Genomic DNA, 24,784 nt, shown 5'->3' on the forward strand with positions numbered 1-24,784 from the left:
GTGCGGTGCCCCTCCGATGCCTGCCCGCTCGTGCTCGTGCCACCGTCCAGGCCGGACGGAACCGGCGCGGCTGGACAGCCGCATGCAAGGTTACTTACCTTCACCGTCCATGCGGATGCCGGTCCGCAGTGTTTCCGTCCCCAGGGTGTGCGGACCGTGTGCGAAGCTGCCGAACTGTTATGGCCTGGTTCAGGCAGGGTGAAACACTGGGCAGGATTCTGGTGAAGGTCCGGGCAGGCCGGGTGTCTTCTGTGGACGGAGGACACCACACCTTGGTGAAGCCCGGTAAACCGGGCAGAGATACGCGGCGGAACCTGATACGCCGAGCAGTTGCACACCGGCACAGCGGTAACGGTCGACCCCTGCGGGAGGGACACAGTGGAGTCTGGCGCAGCGACGCGGGGCACTAAGACGCGCGCGAAAGGCGGACAGTCCCTGAAGGACCAGCGCAAACCACGCAATGGGACCACGGAGGTGGACGCGGCCTCCTTGGACCGGCTGCTGACGGCTCTGGTCTCCATGCGGGACGGGAACTTCCGCAAGCGGCTCACGGTGTCCGGCGACGGCGTGATGTCGGAGATCGCCGCCGTGTTCAACGAGGTGGCCGACCGCAACCTGCATCTCACGGGTGAGCTGTCCCGGGTGCGGCGCATGGTGGGCCGTGAGGGAAAACTCACGGAACGGCTGGAGACGGGCGCCTGCGAGGGTTCCTGGGCCTCGGCCATCGATGCCTCCAACGCGCTCGTGGACGACCTCGTACGGCCCGTCTCCGAGGTCGGACGGGTGCTGTCCGCGGTGGCCGAGGGTGATCTGTCGCCGCGGATGGAGCTGCGGACGCAGGCGCCGGACGGGACCGGGCATCCGTTGCGCGGGGAGTTCCTGAAGGTCGGGCGGACCGTCAACAACCTGGTCGACCAGCTGTCGACGTTCACCGACGAGGTCACGCGTGTGGCCAGTGAGGTGGGCACCGAGGGCAAGCTGGGCGGGCAGGCACGCGTGCGTGGCATGTCCGGCTCGTGGAAGGACCTCACGGAGTCGGTCAACACGATGGCGTACCGGCTGACGGCCCAGGTGCGGGACATCGCGCTGGTGACCACGGCGGTCGCCAAGGGTGACCTGTCGCGCAAGGTCACGGTCCATGTCGCCGGCGAGATGCTGGAGCTCAAGAACACCGTCAACACGATGGTGGACCAGCTGTCGTCGTTCTCCTCCGAGGTGACGCGGGTCGCCCGCGAGGTGGGCACCGAGGGCGAGCTGGGCGGCCAGGCGCAGGTGCCGGGTGTGGCCGGGGTGTGGAAAGACCTCACCGACTCGGTGAACATCATGGCCGGCAACCTGACGGCGCAGGTGCGCGGGATCGCGCAGGTGACGACGGCTGTGGCCAACGGTGACCTGTCGCAGAAGGTGACCGTGTCGGCGCGGGGCGAGGTCGCCCAGCTCGCCGAGACGATCAACCAGATGACCGAGACGCTGCGTACGTTCGCGGACGAGGTCACGCGCGTGGCCAACGAGGTCGGTGCCGAGGGGCAGCTCGGCGGGCAGGCGAACGTGCCGGGTGCGGCGGGGACGTGGAAGGACCTCACCGACTCGGTGAACACGGTCTTCCGGAACCTGACGATCCAGGTGCGGGACATCGCCGCCGTGACGACCGCCGTGGCGAGCGGTGACCTGTCCCAGAAGGTCACCGTGAACGTGGCCGGCGAGATGCTGGAACTGAAGAACACCGTCAACGGGATGGTCGACCAGCTGTCCTCGTTCGGTGCCGAGGTCACGCGCGTGGCGCGCGAGATCGGTGTCGAGGGTGAACTGGGCGGCCAGGCACAGGTTCCGGGCGCGGCCGGGACCTGGAAGGACCTGACGGACTCCGTCAACACGGCGTTCCGCAACCTCACCGGACAGGTGAGGAACATCGCGCAGGTGACGACAGCCGTGGCCAACGGTGATCTGTCGCAGAAGGTCACCGTCGACGTGTCCGGCGAGATGCTTCAGTTGAAGAACACCGTCAACACGATGGTGGACCAGCTGTCGTCGTTCGCCGACCAGGTGACCCGGATGGCCCGTGACGTGGGCACCGAGGGCCGGCTCGGCGGCCAGGCGCGCGTGGACGGCGTCTCGGGCACCTGGAAGGAACTCACCGACTCCGTCAACTCGATGGCCGGGAACCTGACTTCCCAGGTGCGCAACATCGCCCAGGTGACGACGGCGGTGGCCCAGGGCGACCTGTCCCAGAAGATCGACGTGGACGCGCGCGGGGAGATCCTGGAGCTGAAGAACACCATCAACACGATGGTCGACCAGCTCTCGGCCTTCGCCGACCAGGTGACCCGGGTCGCCCGCGAGGTGGGTACGGAGGGCCGCCTGGGCGGGCAGGCGCAGGTGCCCGGCGTCGCCGGTGTGTGGCGTGACCTGACCGACTCGGTGAACGGCATGGCCGGCAACCTCACCGCCCAGGTGCGCAACATCGCGCAGGTCGCGACGGCGGTGGCCCGGGGTGACCTGTCCCAGAAGATCACCGTGGACGCGCGCGGGGAGATCCTGGAGCTGAAGAACACCCTGAACACGATGGTCGATCAGCTGTCGTCGTTCGCCGAGGAGGTCACCCGGGTGGCCCGCGAGGTGGGCACCGAGGGGCAGTTGGGCGGTCAGGCCGAGGTGCAGGGTGTCTCCGGCACCTGGAAGGACCTCACGCAGTCGGTGAACTTCATGGCGAACAACCTGACCATCCAGGTGCGCCAGATCGCCGAGGTCACGACCGCCGTCGCCAAGGGCGACCTCTCCAAGAAGATCACCGTCGACGCCAAGGGCGAGATCCTCGAACTCGTCACGACCGTCAACACGATGGTCGATCAGCTGTCGTCGTTCGCCGAGCAGGTGACCCGGGTGGCCCGCGAGGTGGGCACCGAGGGCATCCTGGGCGGCCAGGCGCACGTGCCGGGTGTCACGGGCATCTGGAAGGACCTCAGCGGCAACGTCAACCTGATGGCCAACAACCTGACCATGCAGGTGCGGAACATCTCCCAGGTCGCGGCGGCCGTCGCCAACGGCGACCTGACGCGGACGGTGACGATCGAGGCGCGCGGTGAGGTCGCGCAGCTCGCCGACACCTTCAACACCATGGTGAAGACGCTGAGTTCGTTCGCCGACCAGGTCACCAAGGTGGCCCGCGAGGTGGGCACGGACGGCATCCTGGGCGGTCAGGCGCGCGTGCCCGGTGTGGCCGGCACGTGGAAGGACCTCACGGAGTCCGTGAACGGGATGGCGTCCAACCTGACCGGTCAGGTGCGCAACATCGCGATGGTCACGACGGCCATCGCCAAGGGCGACCTGACCAAGAAGATCGACATCGATGCCCGCGGTGAGATCCTCGAACTCAAGACGACGATCAACACGATGGTCGATCAGCTGTCCTCGTTCGCCGAGGAGGTCACCCGGGTCGCCCGCGAGGTGGGCACCGAGGGCCAACTGGGCGGTCAGGCACGCGTGCGTGACGTCGACGGCACCTGGCGCGACCTCACCGAGTCGGTGAACGAGATGGCCGGGAACCTGACCCGGCAGGTGCGTGCCATCGCGCGCGTGGCGACCGCGGTGACGCGCGGCGACCTGAACCTGAAGATCGACGTCGACGCGGCGGGCGAGATCCAGGAGCTGCAGGACTACATCAACAAGATGATCGCCAACCTGCGTGACACCACGATCGCCAACAAGGAGCAGGACTGGCTCAAGGGCAACCTCGCCCGCATCTCAGCGCTGATGCAGGGCCGCCGCGACCTGGACGACGTCGCCTCGCTGATCATGAGCGAGCTGACGCCGGTGGTCTCCGCCCAGCACGGCGCGTTCTTCCTCGCGCTGCCCCTGGCGGACGTCGAGGGCGAGGAGGCGTACGAACTGCGCATGCTGGGGTCGTACGGCTACTCCATGGGGTCCATGCCGACCTCGTTCAGGCCCGGTGAGGCGCTGATCGGGACGGCCGCCCAGGAGCGGCGCACGATCCTCGTGGAGAACGCGCCCAGCGGCTATCTGAAGATCTCCTCGGGGCTCGGGGAGGCGCCGCCCGCGCAGGTGATCGTGCTTCCGGTGCTGTTCGAGGGGAAGGTGCTCGGCATCATCGAGCTGGCCTCCTTCACGCCGTTCACGCACATCCAGAAGGACTTCCTCAACCAGATCGCCGAGATGATCGCGACCAGCGTCAACACCATCTCCGTCAACACCAAGACGGAGGTGCTGCTGAAGCAGTCGCAGGAGCTGACCGAGCAACTCCGGGAGCGGTCGGCCGAGTTGGAGAACCGGCAGAAGGCACTCCAGTCGTCCAACGCCGAACTGGAGGAGAAGGCCGAGCTGCTGGCCCAGCAGAACCGCGACATCGAGGTCAAGAACACCGAGATCGAGGAGGCGCGGCAGGTCCTGGAGGAGCGCGCCGAGCAGCTCGCGGTGTCGATGCGCTACAAGAGCGAGTTCCTCGCCAACATGTCGCACGAGCTGCGCACACCGCTCAACTCGCTGCTGATCCTGGCCAAGCTGCTCGCCGACAACGCGGAGGGGAACCTCTCCCCGAAGCAGGTCGAGTTCGCCGAGACCATTCACGGCGCGGGGTCCGACCTGCTCCAGCTGATCAACGACATCCTGGACCTGTCGAAGGTCGAGGCGGGCAAGATGGACGTCTCCCCGACGCGCATCGCGCTCGTCCAACTCGTCGACTACGTAGAGGCCACTTTCCGCCCGCTGACCGCGGAGAAGGGGCTCGATCTCTCCGTCCGGGTGTCGCCGGAACTGCCCGCCACGCTGCACACCGACGAGCAGCGCCTCCTCCAGGTGCTGCGCAACCTGCTGTCCAACGCGGTGAAGTTCACCGACTCCGGGGCGGTCGAGCTGGTCATCCGGCCGGCCGGCGCGGATGTTCCGGTGGCGATCCGGGAGCAGCTCCTGGAGGCCGGTTCGCTGCGGGACGCGGACGCGGGTCTGATCGCGTTCTCGGTGACCGACACCGGGATCGGGATCGCGGGCAGCAAGATGCGGGTCATCTTCGAGGCGTTCAAGCAGGCGGACGGTACGACCAGCCGCAAGTACGGCGGTACGGGCCTCGGGTTGTCGATCTCCCGGGAGATCGCGCAGTTGCTCGGCGGTGAGATCCACGCGCAGAGCGAACCGGGGCGCGGTTCGACGTTCACGCTGTATTTGCCGCTGCACCCCAGCGAACTGCCCCCGCAGGGCTACCAGCAGCTGCCGGCGCTGGAGGCGGGCGACCTGGTGGCGTCGTCCGCGGCGGAACTCGCCGAGCTGTCGGAGCGGAGCGAGGTGGACTTCGAGACGCCGGCCGAGGTGAAGTCGTACCACGAGACGCAGAACGGTGCCGCCGCGCTCTTCAGGCGCCGTCGCAGGGCCATCGAGCAGTCCACCCAACTGGGGCAGACCGTACGGGACCACTGGGCGGCACCGGAGTCGCCGCCGTCCCGCCAGGGCATCAGGTTCGGCGGGGAGAAGGTGCTGATCGTCGACGACGACATCCGCAACGTCTTCGCGCTGACCAGTGTCCTGGAGCAGCACGGCTTGTCTGTGCTGTACGCGGAGAACGGCCGTGAGGGCATCGAGGTCCTGGAGCAGCACGACGATGTGACGGTCGTTCTGATGGACATCATGATGCCCGAGATGGACGGATACGCGACGACGACGGCGATCCGCAGGATGCCCCAGTTCGCCGGGCTGCCGATCATCGCGCTGACCGCGAAGGCGATGAAGGGCGACCGGGAGAAGGCGATCGAGTCCGGTGCCTCGGACTACGTCACCAAGCCGGTCGATCCCGATCATCTGCTGGCGGTGATGGAGCAGTGGATGCGCCCGGAGTGAAGGAAACGACCGGACTTGACGGGAAAGCAGCGGGAACGGTGCGGGGAACGTTCGGTGGCCACGCGGAGTTGCTGACTCAGTGTGGCCGGAGCCGTGTAGAAGCACGGGATTCGGGGAACCTTCTGGTCTCCCGCTACGTTTCTGCTACGTGCACAGTGACATCACGGTGACAGGGTGTGGCGACGGGCGGGGTGCGGCTACCATGACCGGCACAAGGACGGACGGCGCAAGAGAGTCGTCCCCTGGGGCGGCGCCCGGTGCACATCCGGGGCGAGGAGGGCGGGCCATGGTGCAGAAGGCCAAGATCCTTCTGGTCGATGACCGGCCGGAGAATCTGCTGGCGCTGGAGGCCATCCTCTCTGCGCTCGATCAGACACTGGTTCGGGCATCGTCCGGAGAGGAAGCGCTCAAGGCGCTGCTGACGGACGACTTCGCGGTCATTCTGCTGGACGTCCAGATGCCGGGCATGGACGGTTTCGAGACCGCCGCGCACATCAAGCGGCGGGAGCGGACCCGGGACATCCCGATCATCTTCCTCACCGCGATCAACCACGGCCCGCACCACACCTTCCGGGGGTACGCGGCGGGCGCGGTCGACTACATCTCCAAGCCGTTCGACCCGTGGGTGCTGCGCGCGAAGGTCTCGGTCTTCGTCGAGCTCTACATGAAGAACTGCCAGCTGCGGGAGCAGGCGGCGCTGCTGCGGCTCCAGTTGGAGGGCGGCGGCAAGCCCGCGGCCGGTGCGGTCAAGGAGCCGGCCGGACTGCTCGCCGAGCTGTCGGCGCGGCTCGCGGCCGTCGAGGAACAGGCCGAGGCGCTGTCCAAGCAGCTCGACGACGAGTCGGCGGACGCGGCGGCCGTAGCGACCGCGGCTCATCTCGAACGCAAACTCACCGGGCTGCGCAGGGCACTCGACGCCCTGGAGCCGGGCACGGGCAGCGGAGCGAATTCGTTCCCGTCGCAGAACTGACGTCCGCCGCGGGCGCAGTTGTGCGTGAACGGCCGTCAGTTCCCGGTCCGGTACGGGCGACACGAACGGGTGAAGCAGTGGACGCACGTGTCCCCTGCCGCCTCCACAGGTAACCTCACACCTATGGCCTCACGTCCCTCCGCAGCCAAGAAGCAGCCCGCCAAGAGGGCTGCTCCGGCGAAGGCTCCGGCGAAGAAGGCCGCTGCGAAAAGGGCCCCGGCGAAGAAGGCGGTCGCCAAGAGGACCGCCCGCCCGGCGCCCAAGCCGGCTCCCAGCCCCACCGGGGGCATCGTCAAGCTCGTGCGCGCCGTCTGGCTCGGCACCGCGCACGCCGTCGGCGCGGTGTTCCGCGGCATAGGGCAGGGCGCGAAGAACTTGGATCCGGCCCACCGCAAGGACGGCGTAGCGCTGCTCCTGTTCGGCCTCGCGCTGATCGTCGCCGCCGGTACCTGGGCGGATCTGCGCGGCCCGGTCGGCGACCTCGTCGAGATCCTGGTGACCGGCGCCTTCGGCCGTCTCGACCTGCTCGTGCCGATACTGCTCGCGGTGATCGCGGTGCGTTTCATCCGGCACCCGGAGAAGCCCGAGGCCAACGGCCGCATCGTGATCGGCCTGTCCGCGCTCGTCATCGGCGTGCTCGGCCAGGTCCACATCGCCTGCGGCGCGCCCGCGCGCAGCGACGGCATGCAGGCCATAAGGGACGCCGGCGGCCTCATCGGCTGGGGCGTGGCGACCCCGCTGACCTACACGATGGGCGAGGTCCTCGCCGTACCCCTGCTCGTGCTGCTCACGGTCTTCGGGCTGCTGGTCGTCACGGCCACGCCCGTCAACGCGATCCCGCAGCGGCTGCGGCTGCTCGGCGTGAAGCTGGGCATCGTCCACGACTTCGACGACGAGGACGAGTTCGGCGAGGACGACGAGCGCTACGACGAGCAGTGGCGCGAGGCGCTGCCCGCGCGCCCCCGCAAGCGCGGGAGCGCCCCCGAGGCCTACGACCCCGAGAGCGCCGAGCAGGACGCCCTCTCCAGGCGCCGGAGCCGCCCCCGGCGCTCCGCCGTGCCCCAGCCCGACATGAACCGCCCCATGGACGCCGTGGACGTCGCCGCGGCCGCCGCAGCCGCGCTCGACGGGGCCGTCCTGCACGGCATGCCGCCTTCGCCGATCGTCGCCGACCTCACCCAGGGCGTGCGGGTCGGGGGAGACCGCGAGGACACCACCCCGACGCCCGTCCCGGCCCCCGCCGCGCGCCCCAAGCAGGAGAAGCTCAGGGCCGAGCCGGTCGGGCGCGTCGTGGCGGACCTGACCAAGGCGCCCCCGGAGGAGATGCGCGACCTGCCGCCGCGGGCCGAGCAGCTCCAGCTGTCCGGCGACATCACGTACTCGCTGCCGTCGCTCGACCTCCTGGAGCGCGGCGGCCCCGGCAAGACGCGCAGCGCCGCCAACGACATCGTCGTCGCCTCCCTCCAGAACGTCTTCATGGAGTTCAAGGTCGACGCCTCGGTCACCGGCTTCACGCGCGGGCCGACGGTCACGCGCTACGAGGTCGAGCTGGGCCCCGCCGTCAAGGTCGAGCGGATCACCGCGCTCACCAAGAACATCGCCTACGCCGTCGCCAGCCCCGATGTGCGGATCATCAGCCCGATCCCCGGCAAGTCCGCGGTCGGCATCGAGATCCCGAACACCGACCGCGAGATGGTCAACCTGGGCGACGTCCTGCGCCTCGCGGACGCGGCCGAGGACGACCACCCGATGCTGGTGGCGCTCGGCAAGGACGTCGAGGGCGGCTATGTCATGGCCAACCTGGCGAAGATGCCGCACGTCCTGGTCGCCGGAGCCACCGGTTCCGGTAAGTCGTCCTGCATCAACTGCCTGATCACGTCCGTCATGGTGCGCGCGACCCCCGAGGACGTGCGCATGGTCCTCGTCGACCCCAAGCGCGTCGAACTGACCGCCTACGAAGGCATCCCGCACCTGATCACGCCCATCATCACCAACCCGAAGAGGGCCGCCGAGGCCCTCCAGTGGGTCGTACGCGAGATGGACCTCAGGTATGACGACCTCGCGGCCTTCGGGTACCGGCACATCGACGACTTCAACCAGGCCATCCGCGACGGCAAGCTGAAGACTCCGGAGGGCAGCGAGCGGGAGCTCAAGACCTATCCGTATCTCCTGGTGATCGTCGACGAGCTGGCCGACCTGATGATGGTCGCGCCCCGGGACGTCGAGGACTCCATCGTGCGCATCACGCAGCTCGCGCGCGCGGCCGGCATCCACCTGGTGCTCGCGACGCAGCGGCCGTCCGTGGACGTCGTCACCGGTCTCATCAAGGCGAACGTGCCCTCCAGGCTCGCGTTCGCCACCTCCTCGCTCGCCGACTCCCGGGTCATCCTCGACCAGCCCGGCGCCGAGAAGCTGATCGGCAAGGGCGACGGGCTGTTCCTGCCCATGGGGGCGAACAAGCCGACCCGTATGCAGGGCGCCTTCGTCACCGAGGGCGAGGTCGCGGCGATCGTCCAGCACTGCAAGGACCAGATGGCGCCGATCTTCCGGGACGACGTCACCGTGGGCAGCAAGCAGAAGAAGGAGATCGACGAGGAGATCGGCGACGACCTCGACCTGCTCTGCCAGGCGGTCGAGCTGGTCGTGTCCACGCAGTTCGGGTCCACCTCGATGCTCCAGCGCAAACTGCGCGTCGGCTTCGCCAAGGCCGGGCGGCTCATGGACCTCATGGAGTCCCGGGGCATCGTCGGACCCAGCGAGGGATCCAAGGCGCGTGACGTTCTTGTGAAGGCCGACGAGGTGGATGGCGTGCTCGCGGTGATCCGCGGGGAGTCTGAAGGGTAGGCGTCCGCCGAAAGGATGCGACCGTGATCCACCCGTTAGAGATCGTCGCGCAACCGTTTCCCTTTGCCGTACGTCAAGTTGAGCGAGAAGACAGATGGGGCTCCCACCATGGGGTCCGTGTCTGGCTCGCCATCGGGCGCTCCGGCCATACCGATGGCGTACAAAGTCCCACCGCCCGGTTGCCCCACCCTTCGGTACCCCCCCTAGACTGAATTTCCAGCACAGGCGGCTACACGCTCGAAAGGCGCCCCCGTGTCCATCGGCAACTCCCCTGAAGACGAGCGTCCGTTCGAAGACGGTCGTTCCTCAGACGGTCATGAGGAAGAAGCCCGCCCTTCCGTCGGCCGAGCCCTGCAGCAGGCACGTATCGCCGCCGGGCTGACCGTCGACGACGTCAGCAGTGCCACCCGGGTCCGCATCGCCATCGTGCACGCCATCGAGGCCGACGACTTCACGCCCTGCGGCGGTGACGTCTACGCCCGCGGGCACATCAGGACCCTCGCCAAGGCCGTCCACACCGATCCCGCCCCCCTCCTCGCGCGCTACGACGACGACCACGGCGGACGCCCGGCCCCGACGCCGGCGGCGCCCCTCTTCGAGGCGGAACGTATCCGCCCCGAGCGACGGGGCCCCAACTGGACCGCGGCCATGGTCGCCGCGATCGTCGCCGTGGTCGGCTTCGTCGGGTTCACGGCGTTCAAGGGCGGCGACAGCGACAATGACGCCGCGTCACAGGTCACCCAGGGGGCCACGCCCAGCGCCGGCAAGCCCGCCGCGCCCAAGCCCTCGAACACCACCGCCACGCCCAAGTCCGACCCCTCCGACAGCGCCATCGCCGCCGCGCCGCAGGACAAGGTGACGGTCCAGGTGAGCGCGGTCGACGGCCGCAGCTGGATCTCCGCCAAGGACCACAACGGCCGGATGCTCTTCGACGGACTTCTTAAGAAGGGCGAGTCCAAGACCTTCCAGGACAGCTCGAAGGTCAACCTGATCCTCGGCGACGCCGGTGTGATCCAGCTCTACGTCAACGGCAAGAAGATCGAGGACGACTTCCAGCCCGGAGCGGTCGAGCGCCTCACGTACACGAAGGGCGACCCCGAGGTCGGTTGAGACCTTGAGGGCGGTCAAGCGTCCGGTGGAGTGGTTGTTTCAAGGGGTTGGCCAAGATCGGCCAACCCCTTCGACGTGGGGTGTCAGTGGGACGAAGTAGTCTTGAGCCCATGCCTGAACGCCGTACCGTCGCACTCGTCACTCTTGGCTGCGCCCGTAACGAGGTGGACTCGGAGGAGCTCGCAGGCCGCTTGGAGGCGGACGGCTGGCAACTCGTGGAGGACGCCGAGGACGCGGACGTCGCCGTCGTCAACACCTGTGGCTTCGTCGAGGCCGCCAAGAAGGACTCCGTCGACGCCCTCCTGGAAGCCAATGACCTGAAGGGTCACGGCAGAACGCAGGCCGTCGTCGCGGTCGGCTGCATGGCCGAGCGGTACGGCAAGGAGCTCGCCGAGGCGCTGCCCGAGGCGGACGGAGTGCTCGGCTTCGACGACTACTCCGACATCTCCGACCGCCTGCAGACCATCCTCAACGGCGGCATCCACGCCTCGCACACCCCGCGCGATCGCCGCAAGCTGCTGCCGATCAGCCCCGCCGAGCGGCAGGAGTCCGCCGCCGACGTCGCACTGCCCGGCCACGGCCCGGTCGACCTCCCGGACGGCCTCGCGCCCGCCTCGGGCCCCCGCGCGCCCCTGCGCCGCCGCCTGGACGGCTCCCCGGTCGCCTCGGTGAAGCTCGCCTCCGGCTGCGACCGCCGCTGCACCTTCTGCGCCATCCCGTCCTTCCGCGGCTCCTTCATCTCCCGCCGCCCGAGCGACGTCCTGAACGAGACGCGCTGGCTGGCCGAGCAGGGCGTCAAGGAGATCATGCTGGTCTCCGAGAACAACACGTCCTACGGCAAGGACCTGGGCGACATCCGCCTCCTGGAGACGCTGCTGCCCGAGCTGGCGGACATCGACGGCCTGGAGCGGGTGCGGGTCAGCTACCTCCAGCCCGCCGAGATGCGCCCCGGGCTCATCGACGTGCTCACCTCGACACCGAAGGTCGCGCCCTACTTCGACCTGTCCTTCCAGCACTCCGCCCCCGACGTGCTGCGCTCCATGCGCCGCTTCGGGGACACCGACCGCTTCCTCGAACTGCTCGACACCATCCGCTCCAAGGCCCCGCAGGCGGGCGTGCGCTCGAACTTCATCGTCGGCTTCCCCGGCGAGACCGAGGCCGACCTGGCCGAGCTGGAGCGCTTCCTGAACGGCGCCCGCCTGGACGCCATCGGTGTCTTCGGCTACTCCGACGAGGAGGGCACGGAGGCGGCGACGTACGACAAGAAGCTCGACCAGGACGTCGTCGACAAGCGGCTCGCGCACATCTCCCGACTCGCCGAGGAACTCGTCTCGCAGCGCGCCGAGGAGCGCGTCGGCGAGACCGTGCAGGTACTGGTCGAGTCGGTGGAATCCGAGGACGGCGCCTACGGCCGCGGCGAGCACCAGGCGCCGGAGACGGACGGCCAGGTGCTCCTCACGAGCGGCGGGGGCCTGAGCGTCGGCCGTATGGTCGAGGCGAAGGTGGTCGGTACGGAAGGTGTCGACCTGGTGGCCGAGCCGCTCCTGGGCTCGCTCGCGTGTAGTGAGGAGGCGGGCAGATGACCGGAGTCCCGGCATCGGCGGCGGGCGGCACCTCCAGCGCGAACGGTGCTCCCGCGAGCGCGGGTTCCGGTGCGGCTTCCGGTGGCGCCTCTTCCGGCGCGATGTCGGGCAGCGTCTCCGGCGGTGTCCCCTCCGGGGGAGTCTCGGCCAGTGGTGCCTCTTCCGGCGGTGCTTCGGCTGGTGGCGGCTCGGTCGGCAGTGCTTCGCTTGACAGCGCTTCGGTCGGTAGTGCCTCGTCCGGTGTCGTCGAGTCCGGTCTGCCCGGTGGTCCGCGGCCGGCGCGCGGCGCGAAGGTCGTCGCCGCGGCCGTCAACCAGGCGAGTGTCTGGAACATCGCCAACTTCCTGACCATGCTCCGGCTGCTGCTCGTCCCCGGCTTCGTCGCCCTGATGCTGGCCGACGGCGGGTACGACCCGGCGATGCGCTCGTTCGCCTGGGCGGCGTTCGCCATCGCCATGATCACCGACCTGTTCGACGGCCATCTGGCGCGGACCTACGACCTCGTCACCGACTTCGGGAAGATCGCCGACCCCATCGCCGACAAGGCGATCATGGGCGCGGCGCTGATCTGCCTGTCCTCGCTCGGCGATCTGCCGTGGTGGGTGACCGTCGTCATCCTCGGCCGGGAACTCGGGATCACGCTGCTGCGTTTTCTTGTCATCCGGTACGGCGTCATTCCCGCCTCGCGCGGCGGGAAGCTGAAGACGCTCACCCAGGGCGTGGCCGTAGGCATGTATGTGCTGGCGCTGACGGGCTGGCTGGCCACTCTGCGGTTCTGGGTGATGGCTGCGGCGGTCGTTCTGACCGTGCTGACCGGGCTCGACTATGTGAGACAGGCCATTGTGCTGCGCAGGCAGGGAATCGCCGAGCGCATGGCGGCGTCGGAGGAGACGGAAGCGTGAGTTCCACGGCCACTGAAGTGGTGCGACTACTGACGGTGAGCGGTACGACGCTCGCTGTCGCCGAGTCGCTCACCGGTGGTCTGGTTGCGGCGGAGATCACATCGGTGCCCGGAGCCTCCAAGGCCTTCCGCGGTTCGGTCACCGCCTACGCCACCGAGCTGAAGCATCAGCTGCTCGGTGTCGACGCGACCCTGCTGGCCGAGCGGGGAGCCGTAGACGCGCAGGTAGCGGCCCAGATGGCGGCCGGTGTGCGGAAGGCGCTGGGCGCCGACTGGGGCATCGCGACCACCGGCGTGGCGGGCCCGGAGCCGCAGGACGGACAGCCCGTGGGCACCGTTTTCGTGGCCGTGGACGGGCCCTTCGGACCGGATCCGGATGCCGCCGGTGGCGGGAAAGTAGCCGCGCTGCGGTTGAACGGCGGCCGGGCGGAAATTCGTAAGGAGAGTGTACGGAGCGTACTCGCGCTGCTTCTGGAGCGGCTCGTGAGCGAACAGACCGGGAATGAGCGGACACAGGATACGGAACAGAACGGGGGGTTTTGATGTTTGCAGCCCTGAGTGAACACGACATCGCTCCCCGCACGGCCGCGGCGCAAGGCGGTACGGTGGGGCGAGAAGGATGCGGCTACGCGGTCCGAGGAGGGAGCCACCGATGATTCTGCTCCGTCGCCTGTTGGGCGATGTGCTGCGTCGGCAGCGCCAGCGCCAGGGCCGTACTCTGCGCGAAGTCTCCTCGTCCGCCCGAGTCTCACTCGGCTATCTCTCCGAGGTGGAGCGGGGGCAGAAAGAGGCTTCCTCTGAACTGCTGTCCGCCATCTGCGACGCGTTGGACGTACGGATGTCCGAACTCATGCGGGAAGTGAGCGACGAGCTCGCTCTCGCCGAGCTGGCCCAGTCTGCTGCGGCCACCGGTTCTGTGCCCACGTCGGTACGTCCGATGCTGGGTTCTGTGTCGGTGACCGGTGTGCCACCGGAACGGGTGACCATCAAGGCCCCCGTCGAGGCGGTGGACGTGGTCGCCGCGTGACGCTCACGCTGACGTGACGCTGTGACTTGACCGATGAGGCGCTGACCGGCCTCAACGATGTGTGTGAGCCCCGGCCGGGGCTTCTCCAGGGAGATCTGGAGGGGTGCGGTCGGGGTTTTCGCGTTCTCGGTGGTCGCGTTTCGCGTGGGGACGGCGGTGGTGGGTGGAGGGCCTGGCGGGCCGGGCGTCGGTCGCTGTGGTCTGGGGCCCTGTGCGGCTGGGACGGTCTGGCGGCCTGGGCCGGAGCGGTCCGTTTGCCGGTGTGGCTCGGGGCGGTCATGGTTGAGGCGAGTGGTGCGTCCGTGTGCCGTTGATGCGCCCTTCTTGCGGGTGACCGTGACGTTCTAGCGTCGGGCTGGAGGTGGGGCCATGGCGGGGCGAATAGCTCGCTGGGGGCTCGCGCTCGGGCTCTGCGCCGTGTGGTGGTGGGCCGTGCTGCGGCTCGCGCTGACGCCGCACGCGGGGGCGCTGGAGGGGGCCGTAGCGGCTGGGGGGTGGGGGTTGAGTCTGCTTCCGGTGCACTGCATGCCGAAGGCGCGCGCGGCGGGGGCTGTGGCTGCGGGGCGGTGGAGGGCGGCTTGGCGGGTGTCGGGCGCTCCGCGGGTCTCGGGGGCTTCGGTCGCCGGGATGTCGCCGGTCGCTGGGGTGTCGCCGGACCTCGGGGTGATGGACGCTGGGGTGCCGGCTGAACCTGGCGCGACGGTAGCTGGGGTGCCGGCTGAACCCGGTGCGGCGGTAGTTGAGGTGCCGGCTGAACCCGGTGCGAGGGCCGCTGGGGTGTCGACTGACCTCGGCGTGATGGACGCTGGGGGGTGGCCGGCGGGTGGACCATTGCCGGATGCCGGACTGTCGTCGGGTACCGGATCGGCGCGGGATGCCTGGCAGCCGTCTGGCACCGGATCGGCGCCGGATGCCTGGCAGTCGTCGGACACCGGAGCGGCGTCGGGCGTCGAGTCGGGGCCGGTTACCAAGGCATCGCCACGCCGCCGTTCGGGCGGAGGATCTGACCCGTCGTGAACGACGACGCGTCCGACGCCAGGTGCAGCACGGCGTGGGCTATGTCCTCCGGCTCACCTACCCGGCCCAGCGGTGACAGGCGGACCATCATCGCCTCGGTACGGGCCTGTTTCTCGACCTCGTGGTGATCGGTCATGGGCGTGCGGATCCAGCCGGGCGCGACCGCGTTGACGCGGATGCCGTGCGGGCCCAGTTCTGTCGCCAGCGTCTTCGTCAGCTGGACGACGGCCGCCTTGGTCACGCTGTAGCAGAGGAGTCCGGCTCCTCCGGTGTCGATCGCGCCCGACGCCATGGTGACGATGCTGCCCCTGGTGCCGCGGTCGAGCATCCGTCGGGCCGCCTCCTGGCAGGCGTACAGGACGCCCTTGAAGTTGACGCTCAGCACCCGGTCGAGATCCTCGTCCCGGGTCTCCAGCACAGTGCTGTTGTGCATGATCCCGGCGACCGCGGCCATCACGTGCAGGTCATCGCAGGAGTCCACGGCCTGCTTCAGCTGGGCGCGGTCGGTGACGTCGAGGTGGTGGGTGCGGGCGGTGCCGCCCTTGTCCTTGATCAGGGTCGCCGTGTCGTGCAGGCCCTGTGCGTCGCGATCGGCGCAGTGCACGGTGGCGCCCGCCTCGGCCAGCAGTACGGCGGATGCGCGGCCGATACCGCTGGCGGCGCCGGTGACGAAAGCGGTGCGTCCGGTGAGGTCGTACGCCTTGACGGGCATGAACCGACCGTACGAGGGTTTCTGACGGGTCGTCAATTAGTCGTACGGTGCTGAGTTCTGTGGGGTGGGGTGCTGCCCGGCGCGGGGCCTATCTGGCCGGTGCCGGTCCTATTTGGCAGGTGGGGCACCAGTAGGTGGGGCGGTCGCGGGAGCCGTCGCCCTGGTTGGCGCTGCGGATGGGGGTGTTGCAGCGGAGGCAGGGGCGGGGGGCTCGGCCGTAGACGAAGAGGTCTGGGATGTGGGGGTGTGCGGCGGGGCGGAGGGGGGTGGTGCCGCGGGCTGTGGTTGGGGTGCGTGGGGCGGGGTGGGCTGGGGTGCCGGGGGTTGAGGTGCGGGCCTCAGGAGCGGGGTGGGCTGGGGTGCCGGGGGCTGTAGCGCGGGTGCCTGGAGTGGGGTGGGCCGGGGTGCTCGGGCCTGCGGTGCGGTTTGGGGTTGGGGAGTTGTTCGTGAGGGTGTTTGTGGTGTTGCGGATGGGGCGGTCGCGGTTGGCTTCCAGGAGGTGCTTGGCGATGGCGGGCAGCTTCGCGGCGCGGTCGGCGGGGAGTGCGCCGATGGGGAGCCAGGGGGTGGCGCCGAGGAGGAAGCAGAGTTCGCTTTTGTAGATGTTGCCGATGCCGGCCAGGGTGCGCTGGTCGAGCAGGGCCTCGCCGAGGGGGCGGGCGGGGTCCGCGAGGAGGTTGGCGAGGGCCAGTTCCGGGTTCCAGTCGGGGCCCAGGAGGTCGGGGCCGAGGTGGCCTACGGCGCGGTGTTCTTCGGTTGTGCGGATGAGTTCGAGGACGGGGAGGCGGTAGCCGACGGCCGTGCGGTCGGCGGTGCCGAGGATCACGCGGATCTGGTGGGCCGGGCCGCCGCCGCTCCAGCGTTGGCTGTTGGCGTAGACCCTCCAGGTGCCGTCCATCCGCAGGTGCGAGTGGAGGGTGAGGCCGCCCTCGATACGGGTCAGCAGGTGTTTGCCCCGGGGCGTGACGTCCAGGACGGCGCGGCCGGTGAGGTCTGCCGTGGCGTACTTGGGCACGCGGAGGTCGCTACGGGTCAGCACCTTACTCGCGAGGGCCGCGTGGAGGCGCTTCGCGGTCTGCCAGACGGTGTCGCCTTCAGGCATGGGTCAAGGGTGGCATGGGGTGGGGGGTGACGTGGGGTGCGGGGTGACGTGGGGGTTGGGTGTGTGGAACGGGTTGGGGTGAGGGACCGCGTGGGATGGGAAAGGGCGCGGGGTGTAAGGCGGCGCGGAATGAGATGGGGCACGGGGTGAGGGGAGCCCGGAGTGAGGGACGGCGCGGGGGAGAGGGGCGCGGAGTACGGGGCGGCGTGAGGGCGTGCGAGGTGAGGGCAGGCTTGGGGTGGGAGTGGCATGGGGTGAGGGGTGGTGCGGGTCAGGGGCGGCTCGGGTTGAGAGGTCGCTCGCGTGAGGGGCGGATTGGGTGAGCGGTGGCCGACCCCCGGAAGGGTGTTGATCCGGTTCATGCGCGGAGGCGCAGGCCGCGCGGTGTCGCGATGAAACCTGCTCCTTCCAGGAGGGTGCCGATGGAGGAGGTCAGGGCCGAGGCGCCGTTGACGCGCTCCACCGTGACCGTGCCGAGGGAACCGGCTCGGGCCGCCGCCGCGAGGGCCTCGGCCGCCGCCTGGAGGCGTGGATCCTCGGTGGCCGTGGTGTCCGGTGCGGAGGGCCAGGCGAGCAAGGTCTTGCCGCCGCGCTCCATGTAGAGGGTCAGCTCACCCTCGACCAGCACTACGAGAGAGCCCGCTTTACGCCCCGGCTTGTGCCCGGCACCGGTCGGCGGCTCGGGCCAGGGGAGGGCGGCGCCGTACGCGTTCGCGGGGTCGGCGGCGGCCAGGACCACGGCCCGGGTGGCGAGGGAAGGGCGATGGGGGTGGTGGTTGGCGTAGGGGGAGCTGGTGTTGGCCTGGGGTGGTGGGGCGGGGAAATCGCGGGGGGAGATGTAGTCGTCGGGGGATGGGGGGTGGGAGGCGGGGGTGCGGTGGTGTCGGGAGGTGGGGGCGGCCGGGGGCGGGAGGCGGTCGTCCGGTGTGCCCAGGCTGTCGAGGTCGTCGAAGTCGGTGAACGGGCCGAAGGCGTCGGCGAAGTCGTGGACTCCGGGGGTGTCGTTTGCGCCCGGGGTGCCGGATGTTCCGGGGGAGTGGGATGTGTCGTGTCGGCCGTGGTCGGCGGGGGAGGCGTACGGGGCCTGCCGGTTGTCGGGGTCCGGCGAGGCGTAGGGATCCTGTTGGCCTCCGTTGCCAGGCGAGTTGTAGGCGGCGCTCGGGGTTCCGAACGGGTCGGTGGAACCGTTGCCGGGGGCGGGTGTTGGTGAGGTGGAGCCGGTGAGGGCGCCGAAGCCGTAGGGATCGTTGTCCGTGGAGGCCGGAGTGGGCAGGTCGTCGCCCCGGTCGCGGGCGTTGGCCACCGCGCGGAGGCGGTCCACCGCGCCGTCCATCGCGAACTGGGCCGCGCCGAGGCCCTCCACGACGTAGCCGCGCCGTGCCTGACCGTTGTCCTCGAAGGCGGACAGGACGCGGTACGTCGCCGAGAAGCCGCCCTCGACGCCCTCCGCGGCGACCGCTCCCCGGGTCACCACGCCGTGCCGGTCGAGCAGGGTGCGGGCCAGGGCGTGGGCGCGCACGGTGGGGTCCGGTTCGTGGGCGGGGAGCAGGGACCAGCGGCCCGCGACGGTCGGCGGACCGGTGCGGGAGGCGGGGCGCGCGGCGGCGGTGAGGGAGCCGTAACGCCCGCGCGGGACCGTGCGCTTGGCGCGGTGGGCCGTGGAACCTGCAGTACGGCCGGAGCCCAGCAGGGAGCGCATCGGGGCGAGTGTGTCGTTCGTGAGTCGGCCGGACCAGGCCAAGTCCCATACGGCATCGGCCAGTTGAGGGTCGGTGACGTCGGGGTGGGTGGTCGCGCGGATCTGGTCGGTGATCTGGCGGAAGAAGAGGCCGTAGCCGCCGGAGAGGGTGTCCAGGACCGACTGGTGCAGTGCCGTGAGTTCGAGGGGGTGCGGTGGCGGGAGGAGCAGGGGGGCCGCGTCCGCCAGGTACAGGGAGACCCAGCCGTCCTTGCCGGGGAGGGAGCCCGCACCGGCCCACACCAGCTCGCCGGCCGAGGTGAGTTCGTCGAGCATCGCGGGTGCGTAGTTCGCCACGCGGGACGGCAGGACGAGCTTCTCCAGGGCGGACGCGGGCACGGAGGCACCCTGCAACTGCTCGACGGCGCGCACCAGTCCGTCGATGCCGCGCAGCCCGTGGCCCTTGCCGATGTGCTGCCACTGAGGGAGGAACTGCGCGAGCGCGGCCGGTGGCACCGGCTCCAACTCGTGCCGCAGCGCGGCCAGGGAACGGCGGCGCAGGCGACGCAGCACCGTCGCGTCGCACCACTCCTGACCGATCCCGGCGGGGTGGAACTCCCCCTGTACGACACGGCCGTTCGCTGCGAGCCGCTGCAACGCGCCGTCGGTGACCGCCACGCCGAGGCCGAAGCGGGCCGCCGCCGTGGCCGACGTGAACGGGCCGTGGGTGCGGGCGTGGCGCGCGAGGAGGTCGCCGAGCGGGTCCTTGACCGGTTCGGTGAACGCCTCCGGGACACCGACCGGCAACGCCGTGCCGAGCGCGTCGCGCAGGCGGCCCGCGTCCTCGATCGCCGCCCAGTGGTCGGCACCGGCGATACGGACCCGGATCGCGCGGCGGGCCGAGGCCAGCTCCTGGGCCCACTGCGGCGCGGCGCCCCGCTCGGCCAACTCGGCGTCGGAGAGCGGGCCGAGCATCCGCAGCAGGTCGGCGACGCCCTCGATGTCCTTGATGCGGCGGTCCTCGGTGAGCCACTGGAGTTCGCGCTCCAGCTCGGTCAGTACCTCGGCGTCGAGGAGTTCGCGCAGCTCCGCCTGGCCGAGCAGCTCGGCCAGCAGATGGGAGTCCAGGGAGAGCGCGGCGGCGCGGCGCTCGGCGAGCGGTGAGTCTCCCTCGTAGAGGAACTGGGCGACGTACCCGAAGAGGAGGGAGCGGGCGAAGGGGGACGGCTCGGGAGTGGTGACCTCGACGAGGCGCACCTTGCGGGACTCCAGGTCGCCCATCAGCTCGGTGAGGCCGGGGACGTCGAAGACGTCCTGGAGGCATTCGCGGACCGCCTCCAGGACGATCGGGAACGAGCCGAACTCGCTGGCCACCTGGAGCAGTTGGGCGGCGCGCTGGCGCTGCTGCCACAGCGGGGTGCGCTTGCCGGGGTTGCGGCGCGGCAGCAGCAGCGCGCGGGCGGCGCACTCGCGGAAGCGGGCCGCGAACAGGGCCGAGCCGCCGACCTGGTCGGTGACGAGCTGATTGACCTCGCCCTTGTCGAAGGCGACGTCCGCCGCGCCTACGGGGGCCTGGTCGGCGTCGTACTCCGTGCCGGCCTTCATGGGCTCCTGGTCGAGCAGGTCCAGGCCCATCAGGTCGGCGTCGGGCAGCCGCAGGACGATGCCGTCGTCGGCGTGCATCACCTGGGCGTCCATGCCGTAGCGCTCGGAGAGGCGGGCGCCCAGGGCGAGGGCCCAGGGGGCGTGGACCTGGGCGCCGAAGGGGGAGTGGATGACCACGCGCCAGTCGCCGAGTTCGTCCCGGAAGCGCTCCACGACGATCGTGCGGTCGTCCGGGATGTGGCCGCAGGCCTCGCGCTGCTCGGCCAGGTACGACAGGACGTTCTCCGCGGCCCAGGCGTCGAGGCCCGCGGAGAGGAGGCGCAGGCGGGCGTCCTCCTTGGGCTGTGAGCCGACCTCGCGCAGGAACGCGCCCACCGCGCGGCCCAGTTCGAGCGGGCGGCCCAACTGGTCGCCCTTCCAGAAGGGGAGGCGGCCCGGCACGCCCGGCGCGGGGGAGACCAGGACGCGGTCGCGGGTGATGTCCTCGATCCGCCAGGAGGAGGTGCCGAGCGTGAAGACGTCGCCCACCCGGGACTCGTAGACCATCTCCTCGTCCAGCTCGCCGACCCGGCCGCCGCCCTTCTTGGGGTCGGCGCCGGCCAGGAAGACCCCGAAGAGACCGCGGTCGGGGATCGTGCCCCCGGAGGTGACGGCGAGGCGCTGCGCGCCCGGGCGGCCGGTGACCGTGCCGGCGATGCGGTCCCACACCACGCGCGGGCGCAGCTCCGCGAACGCGTCGGACGGATAGCGGCCCGCGAGCATGTCGAGCACGGCCGTGAACGCCGACTCCGGGAGCGAGGCGAAGGGCGCGGCACGGCGGACCGTGGCGAGCAGGTCGTCGACCTGCCAGGTGTCCAGCGCCGTCATCGCGACGAGCTGCTGGGCAAGGACGTCCAGGGGGTTGGCGGGGACCTTCAGGGACTCGATGGAGCCGGTGCGCATCCGCTCGATGACCACGGCGGCCTGGACGAGGTCGCCCCGGTACTTCGGGAAGACCACGCCCGTGGAGACCGCGCCGACCTGATGCCCCGCGCGGCCCACGCGCTGGAGGCCGGAGGCCACGGAGGGCGGCGACTCCACCTGGATGACGAGATCGACGGCGCCCATGTCGATGCCCAGCTCCAGACTGGACGTGGCCACCACGGCAGGCAGCCGGCCCGCCTTGAGGTCCTCCTCGACCTGGGCGCGCTGCTCCTTGGAGACCGAGCCGTGGTGGGCGCGGGCGATGACCGGGGGTGCGCCCTGGGCGGCGCCGGAGCCGCCCATCAGCTCGGCCGGTGCGTGGTGTTCGTCCAGGGGCTCGCCGGTCGCGCGCTCGTAGGCGATCTCGTTGAGCCGGTTGCACAGCCGCTCGGCGAGACGGCGGGAGTTGGCGAACACGATCGTTGAACGATGCGACTGGACGAGGTCGGTGATGCGCTCCTCGACGTGCGGCCAGATCGAGGGCTTCTCCGCGCCCTCCTTGCCGTCGGCCACTGGGGAGCCGCCCAACTCGCCCAGGTCCTCGACCGGGACGACCACGGAGAGGTCGAACTCCTTTCCGGACTTCGGCTGGACGATCTCCACCTTGCGGTGCGGGGAGAGATAGCGGGCGACCTCGTCGACCGGGCGGACGGTCGCCGAGAGGCCGATACGGCGGGCCGGCCTCGGCAGCAGCTCGTCCAGCCGCTCCAGGGACAGCGCGAGATGAGCGCCCCGCTTGGTGCCGGCGACCGCGTGCACCTCGTCCAGGATCACCGTCTCGATGCCCGTCAGCGCGTCGCGCGTGGCCGACGTCAGCATCAGGAACAGGGACTCCGGGGTGGTGATCAGGATGTCCGGCGGCCGTGTGGACAGCGCTCGGCGCTCGGCGGGCGGGGTGTCGCCGGAGCGGATGCCGACCTTGACCTCGGGCTCGGGCAGGCCCAGGCGGACGGACTCCTGGCGGATGCCGGTGAGCGGGGAGCGGAGGTTGCGCTCCACGTCGACCGCGAGGGCCTTGAGCGGAGACACGTACAGGACGCGGCAGCGCTTCTTCGGGTCGGCGGGCGGGGGTGTCGCGGCGAGCTGGTCCAGGGCGGCGAGGAAGGCGGCCAGGGTCTTGCCGGAGCCGGTCGGGGCGACCACCAGCACGTCCGAGCCCTCGCCGATGGCCTGCCACGCGCCCGCCTGGGCCGCGGTGGGCGCGGAGAAGGCCCCCGTGAACCAGCCGCGGGTCGCGGGGGAGAAGCCGTCGAGGGCTCGATGTGCGGAGCTGACCATGCGTCCATCCTGCACCCGACCACTGACAATGCGTCTGACCTGCGGGGATTCCGCGACGGCCGCTCGCGGAATCGTTTCGGTCCTCGTCGGCCGCCGTGGCCAGGAATCGTTTCGGCGGCTTCCGGTCGCCGTGGGCGGGACCGCGTCGTTCCGCCGCCGTGGCGGAGAATGGCCGTATGGCAGGTTCGGGCGAGCTGGCGCGGCATTGGCAGTACACGGAGCTGCCCGGCGTCGACCTGCTGCGGGCCCGGTACATCCGCAAGACGTTCGTGCGGCACACGCACGAGAACTTCGTCATCGCCGCCATCGCGGACGGCGTCGAGGTGTTCCACCACGGTGGGGGCGATGTGTCCGCCGGGGCGGGAGCGCTCGCGCTGGTCAATCCGGACACCCCGCACACCGGCCGGGCGGGCGTGCCCGAGGGCTGGCGGTACGGGGCGGTCTACCCGTCGCCCGAGGTGGTGGCCGCGATAGCCGCCGAGACCACCTCGATCCGCGGCACTCCCGGTTTCGTCAGGCCCGTGCTCGACGACCCCTACACCGCCGGGCTCGTCCACCAGATCCTGCGCGCGGCCGACGAGGGCAACGCGCTCGCCGCCGACACCCTGCTGCGGGTCGCCGTCACCAGACTGCTCCGGCTGAACGGCGGACCCCTGCCGCAGCGCACCGTGCCCACGGCCGGCGGCCGGGTCGCCGCACGCGCGCGTGCCGTGCTGGAGGAGCGGATGGCGGAACCGCCCACCCTGGAGCGGCTCGCCGGGGATCTGGGGACCAGTCCCTTCGCGTTGCTGCGCGCGTTCCGGGGTGCCTACGGGATGCCGCCCCACGCTTGGCTGACCGACGCCCGGGTGCGGGAGGCACGCCGCCTCCTGGACGCGGGTACGGCACCGGCGGAGGCCGCCGTCGCCGTCGGGTTCACGGACCAGCCGCACCTCAACCGGCACTTCGCCCGGATCGTGGGCGTGCCCCCGGGCGCGTACCAGCGGGAGCGCAAGAACGTACAAGACGCGGGGCACCGGCTGCTCGTACCGTCCGACACGTGGCAGAACAGATCGCTTCAGAAGACATACGCGCCGGAGCGGGAGGAGAACTGGAGTCCACCGCAGGGGAAAAGCCGGACTCCGCCGTCGTCCGGGACGCCCTCGGAGTCGGGGTCGCCGTAGGGCTGTCCGGGTTCGCCTTCGGGGTGACCTCGGCCGGTGGCGGGCTCACCCTGCTGCAGACCTGCGCCCTCAGCCTCCTGGTGTTCACCGGCGCCTCCCAGTTCGCGCTCGTGGGAGCGCTCGCGGCCGGCGGCAATCCGCTCACCGCGGCGGCGGGAGCCTTCTTCCTGGGCGTGCGCAACACCTTCTACGGGCTGCGGCTTTCGCAGTTGCTGGCCCTCCCGCGCGCGGTACGGCCGTTCGCCGCCCAGTGGATCATCGACGAGACGACGGCCGTCACCCTCGCGCAGCCCACGAGGCGTGCCGCGCGGATCGGCTTCACCGTCACCGGGCTCACCCTGTACCTGCTGTGGAACCTCACCACGCTGCTCGGTGCCCTGGGCGCCAAGGCCATCGGGGACACGGACGCCTGGGGTCTCGACGCGGCCGGGCCCGCCGTCTTCCTGGCGCTGCTCGCGCCCATGCTCACGACCACCACCGAGCGGGCCGTCGCCGCACTCGCGGTCCTCCTGGGACTGGGACTGCTACCCGTGCTGCCGGCCGGTGTGCCGGTCCTGGCGGCGGCTCTCGCGGCGCCGATCGCCCTCCACGTAGAGGGCCGTCGACAGGGTGGGGCGCGTAACGACCCACCAGAAGAGGGCAGTTACGACACGCAGGACGCAGAGGAGGAAGACCGTTGACCGTCTGGATCGCGATCGCGGCGACCGCCTTCGGCTGCTACGTCGTCAAGCTCGCCGGACTGCTGGTGCCCGCGGGCGCCCTTGAACGGCCGCTGGTGCGGCGGCTCGCCGCTCTGCTGCCGGTCGCCCTGCTCGCCGCGCTCACGGCCCAGCAGACCTTCGCCGACGGGCACACGCTCGTGCTCGACGCCCGGGCCGCTGGGCTCGCGGCGGCCGCCGTGGCGCTGGTGCTGCGGGCACCGTTCCTGCTCGTCGTCGCGGCGGCCGTGCTGGTGACGGCGGGCGTGCGGGCCATCGGCGGCTGAGGCGA

At 70.5% G+C, this 24,784-nt stretch carries 14 protein-coding genes and 1 pseudogene; 12 read left to right on the top strand and 3 right to left on the bottom strand.

What is annotated here, in order from left to right:
- The first annotated feature begins 378 nt into the window (after positions 1 to 378).
- From OG407_RS36765 to OG407_RS36805, 9 genes and pseudogenes are all read left to right on the top strand, one after another.
- The gene (locus OG407_RS36765; RefSeq protein WP_405863909.1) at positions 379 to 5,841 is read left to right on the top strand and encodes a HAMP domain-containing protein; all 5,463 of its coding nucleotides are present in this window, start codon (positions 379 to 381) and stop codon (positions 5,839 to 5,841) included.
- 286 nt (positions 5,842 to 6,127) lie between these two features.
- Positions 6,128 to 6,811: a two-component system response regulator gene (locus OG407_RS36770; protein ID WP_405863911.1), complete on the top strand. Its 684-nt coding sequence runs from the start codon at positions 6,128 to 6,130 to the stop codon at positions 6,809 to 6,811.
- 123 nt (positions 6,812 to 6,934) lie between these two features.
- Positions 6,935 to 9,655 (top strand): DNA translocase FtsK, encoded by a 2,721-nt coding sequence (locus tag OG407_RS36775; protein ID WP_405863913.1) that lies wholly within the window; start codon positions 6,935 to 6,937, stop codon positions 9,653 to 9,655.
- 252 nt (positions 9,656 to 9,907) lie between these two features.
- On the top strand, positions 9,908 to 10,765 hold the full coding sequence (locus OG407_RS36780; RefSeq protein WP_405863915.1) for a helix-turn-helix domain-containing protein: 858 nt from the start codon (positions 9,908 to 9,910) through the stop codon (positions 10,763 to 10,765).
- A 110-nt stretch (positions 10,766 to 10,875) separates the two neighbouring features.
- The gene (gene rimO, locus OG407_RS36785) at positions 10,876 to 12,348 is read left to right on the top strand and encodes a 30S ribosomal protein S12 methylthiotransferase RimO (RefSeq protein WP_405863917.1); all 1,473 of its coding nucleotides are present in this window, start codon (positions 10,876 to 10,878) and stop codon (positions 12,346 to 12,348) included.
- Complete coding sequence (pgsA, locus tag OG407_RS36790) at positions 12,345 to 13,250, top strand: CDP-diacylglycerol--glycerol-3-phosphate 3-phosphatidyltransferase (RefSeq protein ID WP_405863919.1); 906 nt, start codon at positions 12,345 to 12,347, stop codon at positions 13,248 to 13,250. The genes rimO and pgsA overlap by 4 nt, the downstream gene beginning before the upstream one ends.
- A complete protein-coding gene (locus OG407_RS36795; RefSeq protein WP_405863921.1) occupies positions 13,247 to 13,792 on the top strand; it encodes a CinA family protein in 546 nt (181 codons plus the stop codon). Before pgsA ends, OG407_RS36795 begins: the two co-directional genes overlap by 4 nt.
- Before the next feature lie 109 nt (positions 13,793 to 13,901).
- Positions 13,902 to 14,276: a helix-turn-helix domain-containing protein gene (locus OG407_RS36800; protein WP_405863923.1), complete on the top strand. Its 375-nt coding sequence runs from the start codon at positions 13,902 to 13,904 to the stop codon at positions 14,274 to 14,276.
- Between the two features lie 369 nt (positions 14,277 to 14,645).
- Positions 14,646 to 14,867, top strand: a pseudogene (locus OG407_RS36805) (hypothetical protein); the annotation flags it as partial.
- Positions 14,868 to 15,240: 373 nt separating this feature from the next.
- Here the strand turns inward: OG407_RS36805 and OG407_RS36810 are convergent.
- From OG407_RS36810 to OG407_RS36820, 3 genes are all read right to left on the bottom strand, one after another.
- Entirely contained in the window at positions 15,241 to 16,005 is a 765-nt protein-coding gene (locus tag OG407_RS36810; protein WP_405863925.1) for an SDR family NAD(P)-dependent oxidoreductase, read from the bottom strand.
- 88 nt (positions 16,006 to 16,093) lie between these two features.
- Complete coding sequence (locus OG407_RS36815; protein WP_405863927.1) at positions 16,094 to 17,107, bottom strand: DNA-formamidopyrimidine glycosylase family protein; 1,014 nt, start codon at positions 17,105 to 17,107, stop codon at positions 16,094 to 16,096.
- Positions 17,108 to 17,465: 358 nt separating this feature from the next.
- Positions 17,466 to 22,631 carry an ATP-dependent helicase gene (locus tag OG407_RS36820; RefSeq protein ID WP_405863929.1) on the bottom strand — a complete coding sequence of 1,722 codons (5,166 nt, stop codon included), beginning with the start codon at positions 22,629 to 22,631 and terminating at the stop codon, positions 17,466 to 17,468.
- A 176-nt stretch (positions 22,632 to 22,807) separates the two neighbouring features.
- Between OG407_RS36820 and OG407_RS36825 the strand changes: the two genes are divergently transcribed.
- Genes OG407_RS36825 through OG407_RS36835 form a run of 3 tightly spaced genes read left to right on the top strand, consistent with a single transcriptional unit; the run spans position 22,808 to position 24,779 of the window.
- Positions 22,808 to 23,794 carry an AraC family transcriptional regulator gene (locus tag OG407_RS36825; protein ID WP_405863931.1) on the top strand — a complete coding sequence of 329 codons (987 nt, stop codon included), beginning with the start codon at positions 22,808 to 22,810 and terminating at the stop codon, positions 23,792 to 23,794.
- Entirely contained in the window at positions 23,698 to 24,474 is a 777-nt protein-coding gene (locus tag OG407_RS36830; protein WP_405868818.1) for an AzlC family ABC transporter permease, read from the top strand. The genes OG407_RS36825 and OG407_RS36830 overlap by 97 nt, the downstream gene beginning before the upstream one ends.
- On the top strand, positions 24,471 to 24,779 hold the full coding sequence (locus OG407_RS36835) for an AzlD domain-containing protein (protein WP_405863933.1): 309 nt from the start codon (positions 24,471 to 24,473) through the stop codon (positions 24,777 to 24,779). Before OG407_RS36830 ends, OG407_RS36835 begins: the two co-directional genes overlap by 4 nt.
- The last annotated feature ends 5 nt before the right edge of the window (positions 24,780 to 24,784 follow it).

It is taken from the genome of Streptomyces sp. NBC_01515 (genome assembly GCF_045040345.1).
Classification (GTDB): Bacteria; Actinomycetota; Actinomycetes; order Streptomycetales; family Streptomycetaceae; genus Streptomyces.